This window comes from Enterobacter sp. 198 (assembly GCF_009025585.1).
GTDB lineage: Bacteria > Pseudomonadota > Gammaproteobacteria > Enterobacterales > Enterobacteriaceae > Enterobacter > Enterobacter ludwigii.
Map to the genome: position 1 here is coordinate 195602 of NZ_WCIM01000019.1, position 20947 is coordinate 216548.

Here is a 20947-nt window from a genome sequence, read left to right on the forward strand (position 1 = left end):
CTCCAAAGTGTATCGCACTTACGCCTGCTTCGTAAAAATGTCTGCGGGTAAGTGCTGATATTGTCAGCGCATTTGATGCTTTTTGAGCAATGCCCTTAATTGATGGTAGGTCAGACCCAGGAGTTCAGCCGCCCGTTTCTGGTTATATTTCGCCACCTTCAGGCTCTGCTCAAGCAGCTGTTGTTCCTGTTCATGCTGGAACTGCCGCAAATTCAGGGGAAGTGAAGGGGCAGCCCCGGACACGGGCGGAGCGGTAGCTGGCTGCGTGCTACGCTGAAAAGGATCGAGAATAATGTTATCCAGCTCGGTCTCACTGCTGCCGTGGCGATAAACAGAACGCTCCACGACGTTTTTTAACTCACGGATATTTCCCGGCCAGTGGTAAGCGAGGAGTGTCTCCTTAGCATACTCGCTGAACCCCGGAAAAAGCGGCAGGCCGAGCTCGCGACACATCTGAATCGCAAACTGCTCTGCCAGCAGCATGATGTCGCTTCTTCGCTCGCGCAGCGGCGGGAGTTGAACGACGTCAAAGGCCAGCCGGTCGAGCAGGTCGGCACGGAATTTATCCTCTGCCACCATTTGCGGGAGGTTGGCATTGGTCGCGCACACCAGACGCACGTTGACCTGCAACGGCTGGCTACCGCCGACGCGCTCCAGCTCGCCATACTCAATCACGCGCAGCAGCTTTTCCTGTACCAGCATGGGCGCGGTGGCCAGTTCATCAAGAAACAGCGTGCCGCCGTCGGCGCGTTCAAAACGACCCGGATGGCGTTTTTGGGCACCGGTAAAAGCACCGGCTTCATGACCGAAAAGCTCCGTATCGAGCAGATTTTCATTCAACGCCGCGCAGTTAAGCGAAATGAAGGGGCCATCCCAGCGTCCGGATAAATAATGTAGACGGTTAGCAATCAGTTCCTTACCCGTGCCGCGCTCACCGATAATAAGCACTGGCTTGTTGAGCGGCGCAAGACGGGAGACCTGTTCGAGGACTTCCAGAAAACTGTTGGCTTCGCCGAGTAAATTGTCTTTGTATCCAGCCATGATGAAATTAACCACTCCTTAGTGATATTCACCAGGTGAGCATAGTGTGCCGATGCCTGGAAATCAACCACATCAAGTAAAATCAACAAGATAAAAACTTGGCACGGTACTTGTATTAGTTATGTAGCAGGGCATCGCCCGATAACAGAACTATGAGGATCACATTATGGGTATTTTTTCTCGTTTCGCCGACATCGTGAACGCCAATATCAACTCACTGCTTGAGAAAGCGGAAGATCCGCAGAAGCTGGTGCGCCTGATGATTCAGGAAATGGAAGATACGCTGGTTGAAGTGCGTTCTACCTCCGCCCGTGCGCTGGCTGAGAAAAAACAGTTAACGCGCCGCATTGAGCAGGCGACCGCTCAGCTTAACGAATGGCAAGAAAAAGCAGAACTTGCGCTGCGTAAAGATAAAGAAGACCTGGCCCGCGCCGCGCTGATTGAAAAACAGAAGCTGGCAGACATGGTCGCGACGCTCGAGCATGAAGTCACACTGGTCGATGATACGCTTTCGCGTATGAAGAAAGAGATTGGTGAGCTTGAGAACAAACTGAACGAAACGCGTGCGCGTCAGCAGGCGCTGGCATTGCGCCACCAGGCGGCAAGTTCATCCCGCGATGTACGTCGCCAGCTGGATAGCGGTAAGCTGGATGAAGCAATGGCACGTTTTGAGTCGTTTGAACGCCGTATCGACCATATGGAAGCGGAAGCGGAAAGTCACAGCATTGGTAAACAGAAGTCACTGGATCAGCAGTTCGCTGACCTGAAAGCGGACGATGAAATCAGCGAGCAACTTGCTGCGCTGAAAGCCAAAATGAAGCAAGACAACCAATAATAATTTGTGCGGCACCTGAGTGTGCCGCCACGCATCGTAAGACAAGGAGTACACATGAGCGCGCTTTTTCTGGCTATTCCCCTGACCATTTTCGTGCTGTTTGTTCTGCCGATTTGGTTATGGCTGCACTACAGCAACCGTTCTTCACGTGGTGAACTTTCCCAGAGTGAACAACAGCGTCTCGTACAGCTGACCGAACAGGCGAATAAAATGCGCGAACGCATTCAGGCGCTGGAAGATATCCTCGATGCAGAACATCCAAACTGGAGGGACCGTTAATGGCCGGACTGAACCTGAACAAAAAATTGTGGCGCATTCCGCAGCAGGGAATGGTACGCGGCGTCTGTGCCGGACTGGCTCATTATCTTGATGTCCCGGTCAAACTGGTTCGCGTGGTAACGGTGCTGTCGATCTTCTTCGGTCTGGCGTTTATCACCCTGGTGGCGTACATCGTACTGTCGTTTGTACTCGACCCGATGCCGGAAGGTGAACTGGCCGCAGAAGGCGCACCGACCAGCAACGATCTTCTCAACGCGGTTGACGATCAACTCGCCGCTGGGGAGAAGCGGTTACGTGAGATGGAGCGCTATGTCACGTCTGACACCTTCACGCTGAGAAGCCGTTTTCGTCAGCTTTAAGAGAGAATATACATGAAGCAAAACTGGCAACAGGCCGGTCAGAAGGTAAAACCCGGCCTGAAAATCGCAGGTAAACTGGTCCTGCTGACGGCATTACGTTTCGGCCCGGCAGGTGTGGCGGGTTGGGCGATAAAATCTGTTGCCCGCAAGCCGGTAAGAATGTTGCTGGCTGTGGCGCTCGAACCTCTGCTGCAAAAAGCGGCAAAACGGCTTTCACGCCGCTACTTTCCCCAATAATTCCTGCGTACGTTAGCCTTTCTCGTTTTCGGGGCAGGCTAGCGATACTTCTTCGCTTTCCCTTTCTTTCTTTGCGGCAGCTCACAATACTGCGTTGAGCTGCTTTGCAATCGCCTTTTTCTGCGTCCCGGTCCGTTGACAGATATTTTTCATGGGAGTAGATTGCGTTCCGTGGGACCGCTACCATGGAAAATAAAATGCAGGCTAAAATTAAAGAAATCATTAATCTTGTTTACGGGGAATCATTTTCCGATACCCATTTTTCGGTGTTGCTGGAAAAGATTGATAACGCGATTTCTGTTATTACAGATAAGCGTAAGGTGGGGTGGGATGAAAAAGATGTTGTCCTGATTACGTATGCCGATCAGTTTTCGGCAGAAGGGGAGAAAGCCCTGCCGGTTTTCACACGGTTTTATAATAAGTGGCTCTCTCACTCCTTTTCACATGTTCATCTTTTACCTTTTTATCCGTGGTCTTCTGACGACGGTTTTTCTGTTATTGATTACCACGACGTCGCACCAGAAACAGGAACGTGGCAGGACATCGCCGAATTAAAACAATCAGCCAGTTTGATGTTTGATTTCGTCTGCAATCACATGTCGGCGCAAAGTCAATGGTTCGCGAATTACCTTAAGCAAATGCCGGGGTATAACGATTTCTTCATTTCTGTTGACCCTGAAACGGATCTGTCGGCCGTCACGCGACCGCGTGCTTTGCCCCTCCTCACGCCGTTTACGCTTCACGATGGCAGCGTACGCCACCTGTGGACCACCTTCAGCAGCGACCAGGTCGATCTCAATTTTGCCTCTCCTCAGGTTCTGATTGCGATGGTAGACGTGCTGCTGCACTACCTGACTGAAGGGGCGCGCTACATTCGTCTGGATGCCGTTGGGTTTATGTGGAAGATACCCGGAACGAGCTGTATCCATCTGGAACAAACCCATCAGCTTATCCAGCTTTTCCGTGCCATCACCGAGGCTGTCGCGCCGGGTACGGTGATAATCACTGAGACCAATGTCCCGCATAAAGACAACGTTGCCTACTTTGGTGACGGCAACAATGAAGCGCAGATGGTGTATCAGTTCTCCTTGCCGCCGCTTGTGCTGCATGCGGTACACCGTCAGGATGTCCGGGCGCTGTGTCAGTGGGCGTCGTCGTTGACGCTTCCTTCCACGAAAACCACCTGGTTTAACTTTTTGGCCTCGCATGACGGGATTGGCCTCAATCCGTTACGCGGAATTTTACCCGAGTCTGAGATCCTCTCGCTGGTAGAGAAACTTCAGGCCGAGGGGGCGCTGGTCAACTGGAAAAACAATCCGGATGGAACGCGAAGCCCGTATGAAATCAATGTCACTTATCTTGATGCGTTAAGCACAAGGGACTGCGATGACAATCACCGTATTGCCCGGTTTATTCTGGCTCATGCTGTACTCCTTAGTTTCCCCGGTGTGCCTGCCGTCTATATTCAAAGTATTCTTGGCTCGCGTAATGATTATGAGGGCGTGGATCGCCTGGGATATAACCGTGCGATTAACCGCAAAAAATACCTCGCCGGTGCAATCGACAGTGAGCTTGAGAACGAAAATAGCCTGCGGCAGAAAGTCTATTATAGATTGCGTGAATTAATCGTTCTGAGGCGTGCAGAAAAAGCATTCCACCCTGACAGTCAGGCTTGTTTTAGTACGGCAGGCGAGCATGTATTAAAAATAATGCGTATTGCGCAAAGTGGCGAAAAAGTTACCGCGTTATTTAATTTCAGCGATCGCGTTCAAACGCTTGAGTCGAATATTCCATCCGGCAGGGAATTGATCGCCGGGAAAGATATTACTGGTACGACTCTGACCCTTAATCCATGGCAGGTGTTGTGGATTAAAGAAAACTAAAAAAGGACCTTAAACATGAATATGCCCAAAATTGTGCTGATATCAGCACTGGTTTCGTGCGCCTTGTTGTCAGGCTGTAAGGATGACAAACCCTCTGCTGTCACCATTGAGTTTATGCACTCCTCAGTTGAACAGGAGCGTCAGGCGGTAATTACAAAACTGATTGAAAAATTCGAGAAAGAGAACCCGACGATTACGGTGAAACAGGTACCGGTAGAAGAGGATGCCTACAACACCAAAGTGATTACGTTGGCCCGCACCGGTGCGCTGCCTGAGGTCATTGAGGTCAGCCATGACTACGCAAAAGTCATGGATAAAGAGCAGCTGCTGGACCGGGATGCGATCAACGCCGCCATCAAAGCGGTGGGCGAAAACACCTTCTATGACGGAATTTTACGTGTCGTTCGCACGGAAGACGGCTCAGCCTGGACGGGGGTGCCAATCAGCGCCTGGCTGTCTGGCGTCTGGTATCACAAAGATGTGCTTGCTGCGGCGGGTATTGAGGAGCCGCATAACTGGGAACAGCTGCTGAAAGCCAGCCAACGCCTCAACGATCCGGCTAAAAAACGCTATGGCATTGCGCTACCCACGGCAGAAAGCGTGATGACCGAGCAGGCGTTTTCTCAGTTTGCGCTTTCCGGTGGCGCGAACGTTTTTGACGCCAACGGGAAAATCAACATCGATACCCCGGAAATGGTGAACGCGCTGGCGTTCTATAAAGCACTGGCCGCGACCACCATGCCGGGCTCGAACGATGTCATGGAGATTAAAGATGCCTTTATGAATGGTTCGGCGCCGATGGCGGTTTATTCCACCTATATCCTGCCGGCGGTCTATAAAGACGGCAACCCAGCCAACCTGGGCTTTGTCGTTCCGACTGAAACGTCTTCAGCGGTCTACGGCATGGTCACATCGCTGACGATCACCTCCGGTCAAACAGAAGATGAAACCCAGGCTGCACAGAAGTTTGTCACCTGGATGGAGCAGGCACAGAACGCGTCTGACTGGGTGATGATGTCCCCGGGTGCCGCGCTGCCGGTGAACAAACTGGTCGTCGGCACGGATTCCTGGAAAGACAACGAGGTCATTAAAGCGTTTGGTCAACTTCCCTATGAGCTTATCGCCCAGTTCCCGAATGTGCAGGTATTTGGCGCCGTGGGCGACAAAAACTTTACCCGCATGGGTGATGTAACGGGGTCCGGCATCATCAGTTCCATGGTGCATAACGTCACAGTAGGTCAACAGGATCTCACTGCAACGTTAAGCAACAGCCAAAAGCGACTGACTGACCTGATTTCACAACGATAGGAGCGCTCTGCGGAAGGAAATTATGAAGACGTTGTTTTCTGGTCGTTCAGATATGCCTTTCGCCATGCTGCTGTTGGCCCCCAGCCTGATTTTGCTGGGGGGCCTGGTGGCCTGGCCGATGATTTCCAATATTGAAATCAGCTTTTTACGTTTGCCGCTTAACCCGCGCATTAGCGCCGTGTTTGTCGGGCTGGATAACTATGTTCGTATCCTCAGCGATGGCGCATTCTGGCACTCCCTGTGGATGACGTTCTGGTACACCGCCCTGGTGGTGATGGGCAGCACGGTGCTGGGGCTGGCCGTTGCCCTCTTTTTTAACCGGGAATTTCGCCTGCGGAAAACGGCGCGTTCACTGGTGATTTTGTCCTACGTCACACCATCCATCTCGCTGGTGTTTGCATGGAAATACATGTTCAACAACGGCTACGGCATTGTGAACTATCTGGGTGTCGATCTGTTGCACCTGTATGACCAGGCGCCGCTGTGGTTCGACAACCCGGGCAGCAGTTTTGTGCTGGTGGTGCTGTTCGCCATCTGGCGTTACTTCCCCTACGCGTTTATCTCGTTCCTCGCGATATTGCAGACCATCGATAAATCGCTGTACGAAGCCGCGGAAATGGATGGGGCAAATGCCTGGCAGCGTTTTCGTATCGTCACGCTGCCCGCCATTATGCCGGTGCTGGCCACGGTGATTACACTGCGAACCATCTGGATGTTCTATATGTTCGCTGATGTTTATCTCCTGACCACCAAGGTCGATATTTTGGGCGTCTATCTCTACAAGACAGCATTTGCCTTCAATGACCTCGGGAAAGCCGCTGCCATCTCCGTGGTGCTGTTCGTGATCATCTTCGCCGTCATTCTGCTGACCAGAAAAAGGGTAAACCTCAATGGCAACAAATAAACGCGTACTGAGCCGTCTCGGTTTTTATCTGGGGTTGGCGGTGTTTCTGATCATCACGCTGTTCCCGTTCTTTGTGATGTTAATGACCTCGCTTAAGAGCGCGAAAGAGGCGATATCGCTCCATCCGACCATCCTGCCGCAGGCATGGACGCTGCAGCATTACATCGACATCTTTAATCCGCTGATCTTCCCGTTTGTGGACTACTTCAGAAACAGCATGGTGGTCTCGCTGACCTCGTCGGTAATTGCCGTTTTTCTCGGCACGCTGGGGGCTTACGCGTTATCCAAACTGCGTTTTAAAGGACGCACGACGATCAATGCGAGTTTTTACACCGTCTATATGTTCTCGGGGATTTTGCTGGTGGTGCCGCTGTTCAAAATCATCACCGCGCTGGGGATCTATGACACGGAGCTGGCGCTGATTATCACCATGGTGACCCAGACGCTGCCGACAGCCGTCTTTATGCTGCGCAGCTATTTCGACACCATTCCGGATGAAATAGAAGAAGCCGCGATGATGGACGGGCTTAACCGCCTGCAAATTATCTTCCGCATTACCGTTCCGCTGGCGATTTCCGGCCTCGTGTCGGTGTTCGTCTACTGCTTCATGGTGGCATGGAACGACTACCTGTTTGCATCCATTTTCCTCTCCAGCGCCAGCAATTTCACCTTGCCGGTTGGGCTGAACACCCTCTTTAGCACGCCAGATTATATCTGGGGTCGGATGATGGCGGCATCGCTGGTGACAGCGCTTCCGGTGGTCATCATGTACGCACTGTCTGAACGTTTTATCAAAAGTGGTTTGACCGCCGGTGGCGTTAAAGGCTGAGGCGGCCAGTTTTAACTAGGAGTCAGTCATGAAAAAGTTAGTTGCGACAGCGCCTCGTGTAGCGGCGCTGGTGGAATATGAAGATCGTCCTGTTGCCGTCCATGAAGTGAAAATTCGTGCGCGCTTCGGCGCGCCAAAACACGGCACCGAAGTGGTAGATTTCCGGGCGGCAAGTCCCTTCATTGATGAGGAGTTTAACGCGGAGTGGCAGATGTTTACCCCGCGTGAAGAGGGCGCGGCGCGGGGCATTGAGTTTGGTAAGTTCCAGCTGGGCAACATGATTGTTGGCGACATTATCGAATGCGGCGATGACGTGACGGAGTACCAGACGGGCGACCGTGTCTGCTGCTATGGGCCGCTGCAGGAGACGGTCATCGTGAATGCCGTTAATAACTACAAACTGCGCAAAATGCCGCAAGGGTCTTCCTGGAAAAATGCCGTCTGTTACGACCCTGCGCAGTTCGCCATGAGCGGCGTGCGTGATGCTAACGTGCGGGTAGGGGATTTTGTCGTTGTGGTCGGACTGGGTGCTATTGGGCAGATTGCGATTCAGCTGGCGAAAAAAGCCGGTGCATCCATCGTCATCGGTGTCGATCCTATCGAACATCGCTGCGAAATTGCCCGCCGTCACGGGGCCGATTACTGCCTCAATCCGTTTGGCACCGATGTCGGTCTGGAGATTAAAAAACTGACTGGAAAGCAGGGCGCTGACGTGATTATCGAAACCAGCGGTTTTGCCGATGCATTGCAGTCTGCGCTGCGCGGGCTCGCCTACGGTGGAACGATCTCCTACGTGGCTTTCGCGAAACCGTTCGCAGAAGGGTTCAATCTGGGGCGTGAAGCCCACTTCAATAACGCGAAAATCGTTTTCTCGCGCGCCTGCAGCGAACCCAACCCGGATTACCCGCGCTGGAGCCGCAAGCGTATTGAAGAGACCTGCTGGGAACTGCTGATGAACGGTTATCTGAACTGCGAAGATCTGATTGACCCGGTTGTCACCTTTACCACCAGCGCTGAGAGCTACATGAAGTATGTCGATCAGCATCCGGAACTGAGCATCAAGATGGGCGTCACTTTTTAAGCTAAGGAGAGCATCAATGAAAATCGCAACGCAAAACCAGGCCTTTTTCCCGACTTCTATTCTGGAGAAATTCCAGTACATCAAAGCGATGGGTTTTGATGGCTATGAAATTGACGGCAAACTGCTGGTGGACAATCTCGATGAAGTGAAAGCCGCAATCACCGCCACGGGCCTGCCGGTGACCACCGCCTGCGGGGGATATGACGGCTGGATTGGTGACTTCATTGAAGAACGTCGTCTGAACGGATTAAAACAGATCGAACGCATCCTGGAAGCACTGGCTGAAGTGGGTGGAAAGGGGATTATTGTGCCCGCCGCCTGGGGAATGTTTACCTTCCGTTTGCCGCCGATGACCTCTCCACGCAGCCTGGCGGGTGACCGCGAAGCGGTGAGTGCTTCGCTGCGTTATCTGGATGAGGTAGCGGCGCGTACCGGGACCACCGTTTACCTTGAGCCGCTCAACCGCTACCAGGATCACATGATCAACACGCTCGCGGATGCGCGTCGCTATATCGAAGAGAACGCGCTCAGGCATGTGCAGATCATCGGCGACTTTTACCACATGAATATCGAAGAAGATTCGCTAACAGAGGCGCTGCATCGCAACCGGGATCTGCTGGGTCATGTGCATATCGCCGATAACCATCGCTATCAGCCTGGCAGCGGGACGCTGGATTTTGCCACGTTGTTCGGGCAGCTTCGTGCGGACAACTATCAGGGCTACGTGGTGTATGAATGCCGTGTCCGCGCCGACGATCCGGCTCAGGCTTACCAGGATTCACTCACGTATCTGCGTGAATGCTAAGGATGACGAGCGTGATGAGTGCTTCAACACCTTCGCTTCTGCGCGTCGCCATTATTGGCGCCGGGCAGGTCGCGGACAAAGTGCATGCCTCGTATTACGCCACACGCAGTGATGTTCAAATGGTCGCTGTCATGGACAGCGGCCTTGAACAGGCACAGGCGTTTGCGGAACGTCATGCAATTCCTTCGGTCTGGCAGAATGCATCTGAAATGCTGCAGGCGGTAAAACCTGATGTGGTCAGCGTCTGCTCGCCAAACCGGTTCCATTTTGAACATGTCATGGCGGCACTGGAGGCCGGATGTCATGTGATGTGCGAAAAACCGCCTGCCATGACGCCGCAACAGGCTGACCAGATGCGCAGGGCGGCCCGTAAAGCGGGAAAAGTGCTGGCGTATGATTTTCACCATCGGTTTGCGCTCGACACGCAGCTGCTACGTGACGCTGTCACAAACGGGGCGTTAGGTGAGATCTACTTTACGTCGGCGCAGGCGCTGCGTCGTTGCGGCGTGCCGGGCTGGGGCGTCTTTACGAACAAATCGCTACAGGGTGGCGGACCGCTGATCGATATCGGTATTCATATGCTGGATGCCGCGATGTATGTGCTGGGTTTCCCGGCGGTAAAAAGGGTGACCGCCCACAGCTTCCAGAAGCTGGGGAACCGTAAAAACAGTGGACAGTTTGGCGAGTGGGATCCCGCCCGGTTTACCGTTGAAGATGCTCTGTTTGGCACAATTGAATTCTGCAATGGCGGCGTTCTGCGCCTGGATACGTCGTTTGCGCTGAATATCCGTGAGCAGTCGATCATGAATGTTTCATTCTGTGGCGAAAAGGCGGGGGCCACGCTCTTCCCGGCTCACATTTACCACGATGAGGCGGGCGTTTTACAGACCCTCATGCAGCGTGATGAGGCAGACGACCAGCGTCACCTGCGCAGCATGGAGGCGTTTGTACGCCATGTGCTGGGAGAGCCGGTTATGATCGCAGATGCGGAACAGGGGCTGGTTATCCAGCAACTTGTTGCCGCGCTTTATGAATCGGCGGATACAGGGGAAAGCGTGACGTTATGCTGAATGTGTCTGTTTTAACCGAACCGGGCTTCTCTCCCCACAGTCTGAATAAATACGCCTCCATCATGGCTTGCGGCAATGGCTACATGGGCATTCGCGCGGCACACGAAGAGGATTACACCCAGCAAACCAGGGGCATGTATCTCGCCGGGCTTTATCATCGCGCAGGTCGCAATGAGACCACGGAGTTAATCAACCTGCCGGATATTACCGGTATTGAGGTTGAACTGGATGGTGTGAATTTTACCCTGCTTTCCGGGGCGCTTCTTGAGTGGCAGCGCGAGCTGGCGTTTGCCAATGGTGAACTGCGTCGCAGCGTGCTCTGGCGCTCGCCCGACGGGAAACGCTACCGCCTGGAGAGCCGTCGTTTCGTTTCTCTCGCTCAGCTGCCGTTAGTGGCAATGCAACTCGCCATCACTCCCCTTGATGGGCCCTCGCAGGTGGTGTTGAAAACCGGAATCGATGCGACGCAAACCAACAGCGGCAGGCAGCATCTGGATGAGATTTCAGTCCGGGTATTCGACCAGAACTGTATGCAGGGCGTGTATGAAACGCAGGACCGGGTCTCTGACGTCGTTATATCCGCGTTCTGCCGGCTTTCAGCGGGTAGCGAAAGCTGCTTTACCGCTAAAAATCGTCGCATCAGTGCGCATTACGACCTGAACGTTTCGCAGGGTGACACTGTCACGCTTGAAAAGATCGTCTGGGTCGCCCACCGCAGTGACAAAGCCCTTTCGCAGGCGTCGTTTGCGCGTAACGCACTGGCCGAACTCAAGGTGTGCGCAGCACGAGGCTACGCATCGTTGCTGGAGAGCTCTGCCTGCGCCTGGGAAGACGTCTGGCGAGATGCGCGGGTGGCGGTAACGTCTGCGGAACCGCAGGATCAGCTCGCGCTGGATTATACCGTCTGGCATCTGACCGCCATGACCCCTGCCGACAATGAGCGCTGCAGTATCGCCGCGAAAGGATTGACCGGCGAAGGGTATAAAGGCCACGTCTTCTGGGATACCGAAATTTTCCTGCTGCCTTTCCATCTCTTTACGCGTCCGCAGGTCGCCCGCAGTCTGCTGCGTTATCGCTGGCTCAACCTGGCCGGGGCTCGTGAAAAAGCGCGTCGCAACGGCTGGCCTGGCGCACTTTTCCCCTGGGAGAGTGCCGCGAGCGGTCAGGAGGAAACGCCGGAATATGCAGCAATCAACATCCGCACGGGCACGCGCCAGAAAGTGGCCTCTGCGCTGGCAGAACATCACATTGTGGCGGACATTGCCTGGGCTGTCGTGGCCTACTGGCAGGCGACACATGATGACGCTTTTATGCGTAACGAAGGGCTGACGCTACTGATAGAGACGGCAACGTTCTGGATGGGGCGGGCGACGGAAGTCAATGGTCGCCTGGAAATCCACGATGTGATCGGGCCGGATGAGTACACGGAGCACGTCAATAACAATGCCTACACCAACTATCTGGCCTGGCACAATGTCGCCTGTGCGCGCCAGTTTATGGCGATGTTCAATCGTGAAGATGATGGCTTCATGGAGAATGCCAGCCGGTTTATGTCCCGTTTGTGGTTACCGCAAGCCAACGCAGAAGGGGTCCTTCCTCAGGATGACACCTTCATGGCGAAACCGGTTATCGATCTGAGCCGCTATAAGGCGAAAGCGGGTAAACAGACCATTCTGCTCGATTACTCCCGCGCGGAAGTGAACGAGATGCAGATCCTTAAACAGGCCGACGTGGTGATGCTCAACTACCTGCTGCCGGAACGGTTTACCCCACAGCAGTGTGCTGCCAACCTGGCGTACTACGAGCCGCGTACCATACACGACTCTTCGCTGAGCAAAGCGATTCATGGAATTGTTGCTGCCCGGTGTGGCGATACGGAAAGGGCCTACGCCTTCTGGCGCGAGGGTGTCGCCATCGATCTGGGCGACGATCCGCACAGCTGCGATGACGGGATTCATGCTGCCGCCACCGGGGCTATCTGGTCCGGCGTTATTCAGGGATTTGCTGGCATGCAGATCGTCCAGGGGGAATTGCATCTTGCCCCGAAGCTGCCTGCCCACTGGCGAAAACTGGCTTTCCCGCTGCGATGGAGAAACGCGCGCATGCACTTCACGTTTGAAAATGATGTTTTAACGATTGAAACCACTGCACCGGTGACCTTAACGCTGTGGGGTAAAACCCTGTGCATAACGGATCGGCAGGTCTGTTCTTTCAGGGATTTTTTTACATCTACTTATGGGACCGCTACCACGGGAGCAAATCATGATGCCTGAGGCCGTTGTCTTTGATCTTGATGGTGTGATCACCGATACCGCGCATCTGCATTTTCTGGCCTGGCGTGCCGTGGCGCAGGAAATTGGCATCTCGTTCGACGTGGTGTTCAACGACGAGCTGAAAGGGATAAGCCGTATGGAATCGCTGCAACGGATCCTGCGCCATGGCGGAAAAGAGGGGGAGTTTAACGACCAGCAGCGGCAGGCGCTCGCGGATAAAAAGAACGCGCGCTACGTCGGGTCTCTGGCGTCGTTGACGCAGGATTCTCTGCTTCCGGGCATCCGCGAGGTGCTGGCGGAAATTCGTGCGGCGAACGTCAAAATCGGGCTGGCCTCAGTGTCCCTTAACGCCCCCGGTATTTTGCAGGCGCTGGGCATTGAGAGGGCTTTTGATTTCTGCGCCGATGCCTCGTGCATTGCCCGCTCAAAACCGGACCCGGAGATCTTTCTTGCGGCCTGCGCCGGGCTGAACGTGCGCCCCGAGCAGGCTATCGGAATCGAAGATGCTGCAGCCGGCGTTGAGGCAATGAACGCGGCGGGAATGCTCTCGGTCGGGATTGGACCTGGCCTGAACCATGCGGGATTACAACTTCATTCAACGCAGGAACTGACCTGGAAATGCCTGACGGATTTCTGGGCATCCCGAACGGTAATGATAAGGAATTAAAAATGGCTCAACTGTCTCTGAAACATATTCAGAAAATCTACGATAACCAGGTCCATGTGGTTAAGGATTTTAACCTCGAAATTGAGGACAAGGAGTTTATCGTCTTTGTGGGTCCCTCGGGGTGCGGTAAATCGACAACGCTTCGCATGATTGCCGGGCTGGAGGAGATCTCTGCCGGTGAGCTGGTGATTGACGGTGTCTGCATGAACGATGTGCCCGCCAAGTCCCGCGACATTGCGATGGTTTTCCAGAACTATGCGCTTTATCCGCATATGACGGTTTACGACAACATGGCGTTTGGCCTGAAGATGCAGAAAATTCCCCCCGCGGTCATTGAAGAGCGTGTGAACTGGGCGGCACAAATCCTGGGGTTGCGTGATTACCTCACGCGTAAACCTGGCGCATTATCGGGTGGGCAACGTCAGCGCGTGGCGTTAGGACGGGCGATTGTGCGCGAAGCCGGCGTCTTTCTGATGGATGAACCGCTTTCTAACCTGGACGCCAAGCTGCGTGTGCAAATGCGCGCTGAAATCAGCAAGCTGCACCAGAAGCTCAACACCACAATGATTTACGTGACCCACGATCAGACGGAAGCGATGACGATGGCGACCCGCATTGTGATCCTCAAGGATGGCGTTATTCAGCAGGTGGGGGCACCTAAGCAGGTCTACAACGAACCGGCGAATATGTTTGTGGCGGGCTTCATCGGCTCACCGGCAATGAATTTTATCCGGGGCGCGATAGACGATCGCTATTTCGTGACGGAAACGCTGCGTCTGGAGATACCTGAAGACACGCTGGCGGCGGTGAAGGCCGCCGGATATCAGCGTAAAGCCGTGGTCTTTGGGATCCGGCCGGAAGATATTCTGACGCTGCAAAGCCGTGGGGATGATATTGCGGCAAAAGTCAGCGTGGCCGAACTGACCGGGGCTGAGTTCATGCTCTATGCCACCGTGGGCGGGCATGAGCTGGTCGTTCGTGCAGGAGCGGTAAATGATTATGCGGCGGGGGATAATATCGGCATCCAGTTCGATATGAATAAATGTCATTTCTTCGACGCTGATACTGAAGTGGCTATTAGATAAGAAAGGCGTTCGCCGGAAATGCAAATTTCCGGTTTTTTTTGAGTTAATTATAAAGGGAACATTTAAATGAGTACTCTACTAAGAAGTGCTGCGCTCGTTCTGTGCGCAGGGGTTAGCTGCGCGCACGCAACGGAATCAGCAAAACACTGGGAATTTAATATCGGTGCCATGTATGAAATTGAAAACGTCGAAGGTCAGGGCGACGATAAAGATGGATTATATGAACCCTCTGTGTGGTTTAATGCCACATGGGATGCCTGGACCCTTTCGCTGGCAATGTATCAGGAAGGACCGGTTGATTACAGCAGCATGACCCGTGGGACCTATTTTGACCGCCCGGAATTTGAATTACGCTATCGCTTTATTGGCACCGATGATTTTACACTCGGGTTGACCGGCGGTTTCCGTAATTACGGTTATCACTTTAAAGATGAACACGGTGCCAAAGACGGTAGCGCAAATATGCAGCGTTACAAAATTCAACCGGACTGGAATATTAAATTGTCCGACGACTGGCGTTTTGGTGGCTGGTTTGCCATGTATCAGTTTGCGAATGACCTGGAAAAAACCGGTTATGCCGACAGCCGTGTAGAAACGGAAACGGGTTTTACCTGGACCATTAATGAAACCTTCTCTGCTAAAGTGAACTATTATCTTGAGCGCGGTTTCAATATGGACAGTTCACGTAATAACGGCGAATTTTCAACGCAGGAAATTCGCGCGTATCTGCCTGTTTCATTAGGCCAGACGACGCTCACGCCATATACCCGTCTGGGGCTGGATCGCTGGTCGAACTGGGACTGGCAGGACGATCCCGATCGTGAAGGACACGATTTCAACCGACTGGGTCTTCTGTACGCGTATGACTTCAACAATGGATTATCCATGACGCTGGAATACGCCTACGAATGGGAAAACCATGACGAAGGCGACAGCGACCGTTTCCACTACGCGGGTGTTGGCGTTAATTACGCGTTCTGACAGTCCGGATGCCAGGGGCTTTCAGCCCCTGGTTTTAGCGAAGAGAGGGCGCTAACGTAAAGCGGGTATCGACAAGCACTTTTTGTGGCGCAGGCTGACCGGCGATACGCCTGAAAAGAAGATTGCAGCTCTCTTCACCCAGCTTGCGGGTTGGGATATCAAAGCCCCCGGGTGCTGGCGTTAAAATGAGGGAGAGCATCGGGTCACTGTATCCTGCAATCACCACCTGCTCGGGGATCCTCAGATCCAGAGTATCCGCCGCGCGATAAAGGCTGAGTAACTTCATGCTGTCGGTGGCAAATACCGCATCAGGTGGCGTGGCCGAGGAGAGCAATTCTGTGGCCGCGGCAAGCGCGCTTTCATGGGTATATCCGCCGTCGATGATCCACGCCGGGTTAATGGCGATGCCGTGCTTTTCCAGGCTGGATTTATAACCGGCAAGACGATCAATCGAAACATGATAATTGAGCGGCGCATGCAGACAGGCAATGTTACGTCGGCCATTTTTAATAAAGGTTTCTGTTAGCGTGGCGCTGTCGTGAAAATTATCCGTGTCGACCGAGTAAATATTCTGAAAATCACCTTCGACTTTCCCGATGACGACCACCGGTACGCCATAAGCATCCAGCGTTGTGAAAAAGGATTCATTTGCCGGTGAGCTCAGCATGATGATCCCTTTAATCATTTTTTGTTTTATTTTACTTTCGCATTTCAGCAGATCGTCTTCACTGCTTTTCGAGGTTTGCAAAATAACGTCAAAACCTTCCTCTTCAGCTTTGGCTGTAATGGCATGCAGAACATCAGAGAAAAAAGGGTTGCCGGCGGTGGTTTTCGTCGAGCGTGTCGAAATAACCATAATGGCGTCGAAGCCAGAAGAGGTCAGGGCGCGGGCGAGTTTATTGGGTTGATAATTTAATTCGTCAATCGCCTTCAACACTTTTTCACGCGCTTCAGGAGAAATATTCGTTTGTTTATTCAGAACGCGGGAGACGGTTGATTTCGAAACGCCGGCAACCCGTGCGATATCATAGATGGTGGGTGACATACACCTTACTCACTCCTGACTAACAGCAATGTCGTTCATCTTACTGGAGAGAAAACGGCAATAGCAATAAATAAGAATTGATAATCAACGATCTGCCCCCATTTATTGTATTCTGAAGCAATGTATTTGAGGCTTCCAGGCAATGAAGGACGGCGATGAAGCGACTTAAGAACGAACTCAATTCACTGGTGAACCGTGGCGTTGACCGTCATTTGCGTCTGGCGGTGACGGGGCTGAGCCGCAGCGGCAAGACGGCGTTTATCACCGCTATGGTGAACCAGCTGCTTAACCTGCACAGTGGGGCGCGGCTGCCGCTGCTGAGCGCCGTGCGGGAAGAGCGCCTGCTGGGGGTTAAACGTGTGCCTCAGCGCGATTTTGGCATTCCTCGCTTTACCTATGATGAAGGGCTGGCTCAGCTTTATGGTGAACCGCCCACCTGGCCGACGCCGACGCGCGGGGTGAGTGAAATTCGCCTTGCGCTGCGTTTTCGCTCTAATGAATCCCTGATGCGCCACTTCAAGGACACCTCCACCCTGTATCTGGAAATTGTGGATTACCCCGGTGAGTGGTTACTCGATTTACCTATGCTGGCACAGGACTATCTCAGCTGGTCACGGCAGATGACAGGGCTGTTGCAGGGCAACCGCGCCGAGTGGTCGACGAAATGGCGAAAACTGTGCGAAGGCCTGGATCCGCTGGCGCCTGCCGATGAAAACCGGCTGGCGGCGATTGCCGAGGCCTGGACGGAGTATCTGCATCAGTGTAAGCAGGAAGGGCTGCATTTCATCCAGCCGGGCCGTTTTGTTCTGCCGGGAGATTTGGCGGGCGCACCTGCGCTGCAGTTTTTTCCGTGGCCGGACGTGGATGGCATCGGGGAGTCAAAACTGGCCCAGGCGGACAAACACACTAACGCCGGAATGCTGCGCGAGCGTTACAATTACTACTGTGAAAAAGTGGTGAAAGGTTTTTATAAAAACCACTTTTTACGTTTTGATCGCCAGATTGTGCTGGTGGATTGTCTGCAACCGCTGAACAGCGGGCCGCAGGCCTTCAACGATATGCGCCTGGCGCTGACACAGTTAATGCAAAGTTTTCACTACGGGCAGCGCACGCTGTTTCGCCGTCTCTTCTCACCCGTTATCGACAAGCTGCTGTTTGCGGCCACAAAAGCCGATCACGTGACGGTCGATCAGCATGCCAATATGGTGTCGCTGCTGCAGCAACTGGTGCAGGACGCCTGGCAGAATGCCGCATTCGAAGGGATCAGTATGGATTGCCTTGGACTGGCTTCCGTACAGGCGACACAGAGTGGGTTGATTGACCTTAATGGCGAGAAAATACCGGCATTGCGCGGGAACCGTCTCAGCGACGGCGAACCGCTTACTGTCTATCCGGGCGAAGTGCCCGCTCGCCTTCCGGGGCCGGCCTTCTGGCAGAACCAGGGCTTCCAGTTTGAAGCCTTCCGCCCGCAGGCCATGACGGTCGATCAGCCGTTACCGCATATCCGTCTGGATGCGGCGCTGGAGTTTTTGATTGGAGATAAATTGCGATGACGGAACCGTTAAAACCGCGCATTGATTTTACCGGAACGCTTGAGCAAGAGCACCCGGAGGCGTTTAAAACCGCGCAGACGTTTAATGGCCCGCAGGCAGATAATTTTGCCCCGGCGCTGACCGAAGAGCTGCTTGTTGAAGAGGGGCCGGCTGAAGCGGTGGTGGAAGCCGCGCTACGCCCAAAACGCAGCCTGTGGCGAAAGATGGTGACTGCCGGGCTGGCATTGTTTGGCGTCAGCGTGGTTGGGCAAGGCGTCCAATGGGCGGCCAACGCCTGGCAAACCCAGGACTGGGTCGCGTTGGGCGGCTGCGCTGCCGGTGCTCTGATTGTGGGGGCGGGTGTCGGGTCTGTTGCGACCGAGTGGCGTCGCCTGTGGCGCCTGCGACAGCGCGCCCATGAGCGTGATGAAGCGCGGGATCTTCTCCACAGTCACGGAACCGGCAAAGGCCGCGCGTTTTGTGAAAAGCTGGCCAGTCAGGCGGGTATTGACCAGTCACACCCGGCGCTTCAGCGCTGGTATGCCGCTATCCATGAAACCCAGAACGATCGTGAAGTGGTGACGCTGTATTCCCACATGGTGCAGCCGGTGCTGGATGCCCAGGCGCGGCGCGAAATCAGCCGCTCTGCTGCGGAATCAACCCTGATGATTGCCGTCAGCCCGCTGGCTCTGGTGGATATGGCGTTTATCGCCTGGCGTAACCTGCGTCTGATTAACCGGATTGCTGCTTTATACGGCATTGAACTGGGGTACTACAGCCGCCTTCGCTTGTTCCGTCTGGTATTGCTCAACATCGCCTTTGCCGGAGCAAGCGAGCTGGTGCGGGAAGTGGGGATGGACTGGATGTCGCAGGATCTGGCGGCGCGTCTCTCTGCCCGTGCCGCGCAGGGTATTGGTGCCGGTTTGTTGACCGCCCGTCTGGGCATCAAAGCGATGGAAGTGTGCCGTCCACTGCCGTGGATTGATGGCGATAAGCCGCGATTGGGGGATTTCCGACGTGAGTTAATCGGTCAGCTCAAAGAGACGCTCAATAAAAAACCGGTTCAGTAGCCGGTTTGGTCACTAATCGTGCTGGCTGTCAATATTTGTTGACAGCCATCTTCCCGATCACCGTGTTCTGACATATCATTTTAATGTTATTGGCTTAAAATGGTGAATTTCCCATGCGTCTTGAAGTCTTCTGTGAAGACCGTCTCGGTCTGACCCGCGAATTACTCGATCTTCTTGTTTTACGTAGCATTGATTTACGTGGCATTGAGATCGATCCTGTCGGGCGAATTTACCTCAATTTTGCCGAAATTGAATTTAATACGTTCAGTAGCCTGATGGCAGAAATACGCCGTATCGCTGGCGTTACGGATGTACGCACCATCCCCTGGATGCCGTCGGAGCGTGAGCATCTGGCATTGAGCGCATTGCTTGAAGCCATGCCAGAGCCTTTCCTCTCCCTGGATTTGAAAAGTAAGGTTGAGCGTGTTAACCATGCCAGCTGCCAGCTGTTCGCGCAGAGTCAGGAAAAACTCAGCAACCACAACGCAGCACAGTTGATTCCCGGCTTTAACTTCCAGCGCTGGCTGGACAGCAATCCGCAGAACACCCACAGCGAGCATGTGGTTATCCACGGACAGAATTTCTTAATGGAGATAACGCCGGTCTATCTGAAAGGCGAGGCCGACACGCGCGTTCTGACCGGCGCCGTGATCATGCTGCGTTCTACCGTGCGCATGGGCCGTCAGCTGCAAAATATCTCCAGTCAGGATGTGGGGGCATTCAGCCAGATTATTGCCGTCAGCCCGAAAATGCGGCATGTGGTAGACCAGGCGCGCAAACTCGCGAGTCTGACCGCGCCACTGCTGATTACCGGCGATACCGGTACCGGGAAGGACCTGCTGGCGCACGCTGTGCACCTGGCCAGCCCGCGAGCGGCAAAACCGTATCTGGCCCTGAACTGCGCCTCGATTCCGGAAGATGCCGTCGAAAGCGAATTATTTGGTCACGCGCCGGAAGGTAAAAAAGGGTTCTTCGAGCAGGCTAACGGCGGTTCCGTGCTGCTGGACGAGATTGGTGAAATGTCGCCACGCATGCAGGCCAAGCTGCTGCGCTTCCTCAATGATGGCACGTTCCGCCGTGTAGGCGAGGATCACGAAGTTCATGTGGATGTGCGTGTGATTTGTGCGACGCAGAAAAACCTGGTCGAACTGGTGCAAAAAGGGGTATTCCGCGAGGATCTCTACTACCGCCTGAATGTCCTGACCCTGAATATCCCACCGCTGCGCGATTGCCCGCAGGATATCATGCCGCTGACCGAACTCTTTGTGGCGCGCTTTGCCGACGAGCAGGGAGTACCGCGTCCGAAGCTTTCAGCCGATCTCGGCACGGTGCTCATGCGCTACGGCTGGCCGGGCAACATTCGCCAACTCAAGAACGCCGTTTACCGCGCACTGACGCAGCTGGAAGGTTATGAACTGCGGCCGCAGGATATTCTGTTACCGGATTACGATGCCGGGACGGTGTCAGTAGGTGAAGAGGCGATGGAAGGTTCGCTGGATGACATTACCAGCCGTTTTGAGCGCTCCGTGCTGACGCAACTGTACCGTAGCTATCCAAGCACCCGTAAGCTGGCAAAACGCCTTGGCGTTTCACACACGGCGATTGCCAATAAGTTGCGAGAGTATGGTTTGAATCAGAAGAAGGGTGACGAATAACGGTAAAA

20 protein-coding genes are annotated in these 20947 nt (G+C 53.9%); 18 read left to right on the forward strand and 2 right to left on the reverse strand.

Going from position 1 to position 20947, the window contains the following annotated elements; genetic code table 11:
• Positions 1-63: 63 nt before the first annotated feature.
• Positions 64-1041 (reverse strand): phage shock protein operon transcriptional activator, encoded by a 978-nt coding sequence (pspF, locus tag F8561_RS11020; RefSeq protein ID WP_134178755.1) that lies wholly within the window; start codon positions 1039-1041, stop codon positions 64-66.
• A 166-nt stretch (positions 1042-1207) separates the two neighbouring features.
• On the opposite strand from pspF, the gene pspA reads away from it, so the two are divergent.
• The 15 genes from pspA (at position 1208) to F8561_RS11095 (ending at position 15637) form a co-directional block, all read left to right on the forward strand.
• Positions 1208-1876 carry a phage shock protein PspA gene (pspA, locus tag F8561_RS11025; RefSeq protein WP_014170345.1) on the forward strand — a complete coding sequence of 223 codons (669 nt, stop codon included), beginning with the start codon at positions 1208-1210 and terminating at the stop codon, positions 1874-1876.
• A 54-nt stretch (positions 1877-1930) separates the two neighbouring features.
• Positions 1931-2155, forward strand: coding sequence for an envelope stress response membrane protein PspB (gene pspB / locus F8561_RS11030; RefSeq protein ID WP_025204011.1), 225 nt, complete (start codon positions 1931-1933; stop codon positions 2153-2155).
• Entirely contained in the window at positions 2155-2514 is a 360-nt protein-coding gene (gene pspC, locus F8561_RS11035; RefSeq protein WP_014170343.1) for an envelope stress response membrane protein PspC, read from the forward strand. The genes pspB and pspC overlap by 1 nt, the downstream gene beginning before the upstream one ends.
• A gap of 12 nt (positions 2515-2526) precedes the next feature.
• Positions 2527-2751: a phage shock protein PspD gene (pspD, locus tag F8561_RS11040; RefSeq protein ID WP_134178756.1), complete on the forward strand. Its 225-nt coding sequence runs from the start codon at positions 2527-2529 to the stop codon at positions 2749-2751.
• 185 nt (positions 2752-2936) lie between these two features.
• Complete coding sequence (locus tag F8561_RS11045; protein WP_134178757.1) at positions 2937-4634, forward strand: sugar phosphorylase; 1698 nt, start codon at positions 2937-2939, stop codon at positions 4632-4634.
• A 15-nt stretch (positions 4635-4649) separates the two neighbouring features.
• Entirely contained in the window at positions 4650-5942 is a 1293-nt protein-coding gene (locus F8561_RS11050; protein WP_020882458.1) for an ABC transporter substrate-binding protein, read from the forward strand.
• A 22-nt stretch (positions 5943-5964) separates the two neighbouring features.
• Positions 5965-6846 carry a carbohydrate ABC transporter permease gene (locus F8561_RS11055; protein ID WP_134178758.1) on the forward strand — a complete coding sequence of 294 codons (882 nt, stop codon included), beginning with the start codon at positions 5965-5967 and terminating at the stop codon, positions 6844-6846.
• Complete coding sequence (locus F8561_RS11060; RefSeq protein WP_020882460.1) at positions 6833-7675, forward strand: carbohydrate ABC transporter permease; 843 nt, start codon at positions 6833-6835, stop codon at positions 7673-7675. Before F8561_RS11055 ends, F8561_RS11060 begins: the two co-directional genes overlap by 14 nt.
• A gap of 28 nt (positions 7676-7703) precedes the next feature.
• A complete protein-coding gene (locus F8561_RS11065) occupies positions 7704-8756 on the forward strand; it encodes a zinc-dependent alcohol dehydrogenase (RefSeq protein ID WP_020882461.1) in 1053 nt (350 codons plus the stop codon).
• 16 nt (positions 8757-8772) lie between these two features.
• Positions 8773-9561, forward strand: coding sequence for a sugar phosphate isomerase/epimerase family protein (locus F8561_RS11070; RefSeq protein WP_020882462.1), 789 nt, complete (start codon positions 8773-8775; stop codon positions 9559-9561).
• A gap of 11 nt (positions 9562-9572) precedes the next feature.
• On the forward strand, positions 9573-10631 hold the full coding sequence (locus F8561_RS11075) for a Gfo/Idh/MocA family protein (protein ID WP_025204017.1): 1059 nt from the start codon (positions 9573-9575) through the stop codon (positions 10629-10631).
• The gene (locus tag F8561_RS11080; protein WP_151887443.1) at positions 10625-12904 is read left to right on the forward strand and encodes a glycoside hydrolase family 65 protein; all 2280 of its coding nucleotides are present in this window, start codon (positions 10625-10627) and stop codon (positions 12902-12904) included. The genes F8561_RS11075 and F8561_RS11080 overlap by 7 nt, the downstream gene beginning before the upstream one ends.
• Complete coding sequence (gene pgmB / locus F8561_RS11085) at positions 12894-13571, forward strand: beta-phosphoglucomutase (RefSeq protein ID WP_151887444.1); 678 nt, start codon at positions 12894-12896, stop codon at positions 13569-13571. The genes F8561_RS11080 and pgmB overlap by 11 nt, the downstream gene beginning before the upstream one ends.
• A 2-nt stretch (positions 13572-13573) precedes the next feature.
• On the forward strand, positions 13574-14656 hold the full coding sequence (locus F8561_RS11090) for an ABC transporter ATP-binding protein (RefSeq protein ID WP_151887445.1): 1083 nt from the start codon (positions 13574-13576) through the stop codon (positions 14654-14656).
• A 66-nt stretch (positions 14657-14722) separates the two neighbouring features.
• Positions 14723-15637: an OmpG family monomeric porin gene (locus F8561_RS11095; protein WP_138614099.1), complete on the forward strand. Its 915-nt coding sequence runs from the start codon at positions 14723-14725 to the stop codon at positions 15635-15637.
• Between the two features lie 34 nt (positions 15638-15671).
• Here the strand turns inward: F8561_RS11095 and F8561_RS11100 are convergent, their stop codons facing one another.
• Positions 15672-16682, reverse strand: coding sequence for a LacI family DNA-binding transcriptional regulator (locus F8561_RS11100; protein ID WP_121339621.1), 1011 nt, complete (start codon positions 16680-16682; stop codon positions 15672-15674).
• A 155-nt stretch (positions 16683-16837) separates the two neighbouring features.
• Between F8561_RS11100 and F8561_RS11105 the strand changes: the two genes are divergently transcribed.
• The 3 genes from F8561_RS11105 (at position 16838) to tyrR (ending at position 20939) form a co-directional block, all read left to right on the forward strand.
• A complete protein-coding gene (locus F8561_RS11105; RefSeq protein WP_049021890.1) occupies positions 16838-18235 on the forward strand; it encodes a YcjX family protein in 1398 nt (465 codons plus the stop codon).
• Positions 18232-19284 carry a YcjF family protein gene (locus F8561_RS11110; protein ID WP_138614097.1) on the forward strand — a complete coding sequence of 351 codons (1053 nt, stop codon included), beginning with the start codon at positions 18232-18234 and terminating at the stop codon, positions 19282-19284. The genes F8561_RS11105 and F8561_RS11110 overlap by 4 nt, the downstream gene beginning before the upstream one ends.
• A gap of 113 nt (positions 19285-19397) precedes the next feature.
• Positions 19398-20939, forward strand: a complete 1542-nt coding sequence (gene tyrR / locus F8561_RS11115) for a transcriptional regulator TyrR (RefSeq protein ID WP_014170325.1) — start codon at positions 19398-19400, stop codon at positions 20937-20939.
• The last annotated feature ends 8 nt before the right edge of the window (positions 20940-20947 follow it).

What these genes read in the sequence shown, in the direction of transcription:
- F8561_RS11055 (WP_134178758.1), top strand. Translation starts at nt 5,965, where the DNA reads ATGAAGACGTTGTTTTCTGGTCGTTCAGATATGCCTTTCGCCATGCTG.
- pgmB (WP_151887444.1), top strand. Translation starts at nt 12,894, where the DNA reads ATGATGCCTGAGGCCGTTGTCTTTGATCTTGATGGTGTGATCACCGAT.
- F8561_RS11080 (WP_151887443.1), top strand. Translation starts at nt 10,625, where the DNA reads ATGCTGAATGTGTCTGTTTTAACCGAACCGGGCTTCTCTCCCCACAGT.
- pspA (WP_014170345.1), top strand. Translation starts at nt 1,208, where the DNA reads ATGGGTATTTTTTCTCGTTTCGCCGACATCGTGAACGCCAATATCAAC.
- F8561_RS11070 (WP_020882462.1), top strand. Translation starts at nt 8,773, where the DNA reads ATGAAAATCGCAACGCAAAACCAGGCCTTTTTCCCGACTTCTATTCTG.
- pspC (WP_014170343.1), top strand. Translation starts at nt 2,155, where the DNA reads ATGGCCGGACTGAACCTGAACAAAAAATTGTGGCGCATTCCGCAGCAG.
- pspF (WP_134178755.1), bottom strand. Translation starts at nt 1,041, where the DNA reads ATGGCTGGATACAAAGACAATTTACTCGGCGAAGCCAACAGTTTTCTG.
- F8561_RS11110 (WP_138614097.1), top strand. Translation starts at nt 18,232, where the DNA reads ATGACGGAACCGTTAAAACCGCGCATTGATTTTACCGGAACGCTTGAG.
- F8561_RS11090 (WP_151887445.1), top strand. Translation starts at nt 13,574, where the DNA reads ATGGCTCAACTGTCTCTGAAACATATTCAGAAAATCTACGATAACCAG.
- tyrR (WP_014170325.1), top strand. Translation starts at nt 19,398, where the DNA reads ATGCGTCTTGAAGTCTTCTGTGAAGACCGTCTCGGTCTGACCCGCGAA.
- F8561_RS11050 (WP_020882458.1), top strand. Translation starts at nt 4,650, where the DNA reads ATGAATATGCCCAAAATTGTGCTGATATCAGCACTGGTTTCGTGCGCC.
- pspB (WP_025204011.1), top strand. Translation starts at nt 1,931, where the DNA reads ATGAGCGCGCTTTTTCTGGCTATTCCCCTGACCATTTTCGTGCTGTTT.
- F8561_RS11095 (WP_138614099.1), top strand. Translation starts at nt 14,723, where the DNA reads ATGAGTACTCTACTAAGAAGTGCTGCGCTCGTTCTGTGCGCAGGGGTT.
- pspD (WP_134178756.1), top strand. Translation starts at nt 2,527, where the DNA reads ATGAAGCAAAACTGGCAACAGGCCGGTCAGAAGGTAAAACCCGGCCTG.
- F8561_RS11060 (WP_020882460.1), top strand. Translation starts at nt 6,833, where the DNA reads ATGGCAACAAATAAACGCGTACTGAGCCGTCTCGGTTTTTATCTGGGG.
- F8561_RS11045 (WP_134178757.1), top strand. Translation starts at nt 2,937, where the DNA reads ATGGAAAATAAAATGCAGGCTAAAATTAAAGAAATCATTAATCTTGTT.
- F8561_RS11065 (WP_020882461.1), top strand. Translation starts at nt 7,704, where the DNA reads ATGAAAAAGTTAGTTGCGACAGCGCCTCGTGTAGCGGCGCTGGTGGAA.
- F8561_RS11105 (WP_049021890.1), top strand. Translation starts at nt 16,838, where the DNA reads ATGAAGCGACTTAAGAACGAACTCAATTCACTGGTGAACCGTGGCGTT.
- F8561_RS11100 (WP_121339621.1), bottom strand. Translation starts at nt 16,682, where the DNA reads ATGTCACCCACCATCTATGATATCGCACGGGTTGCCGGCGTTTCGAAA.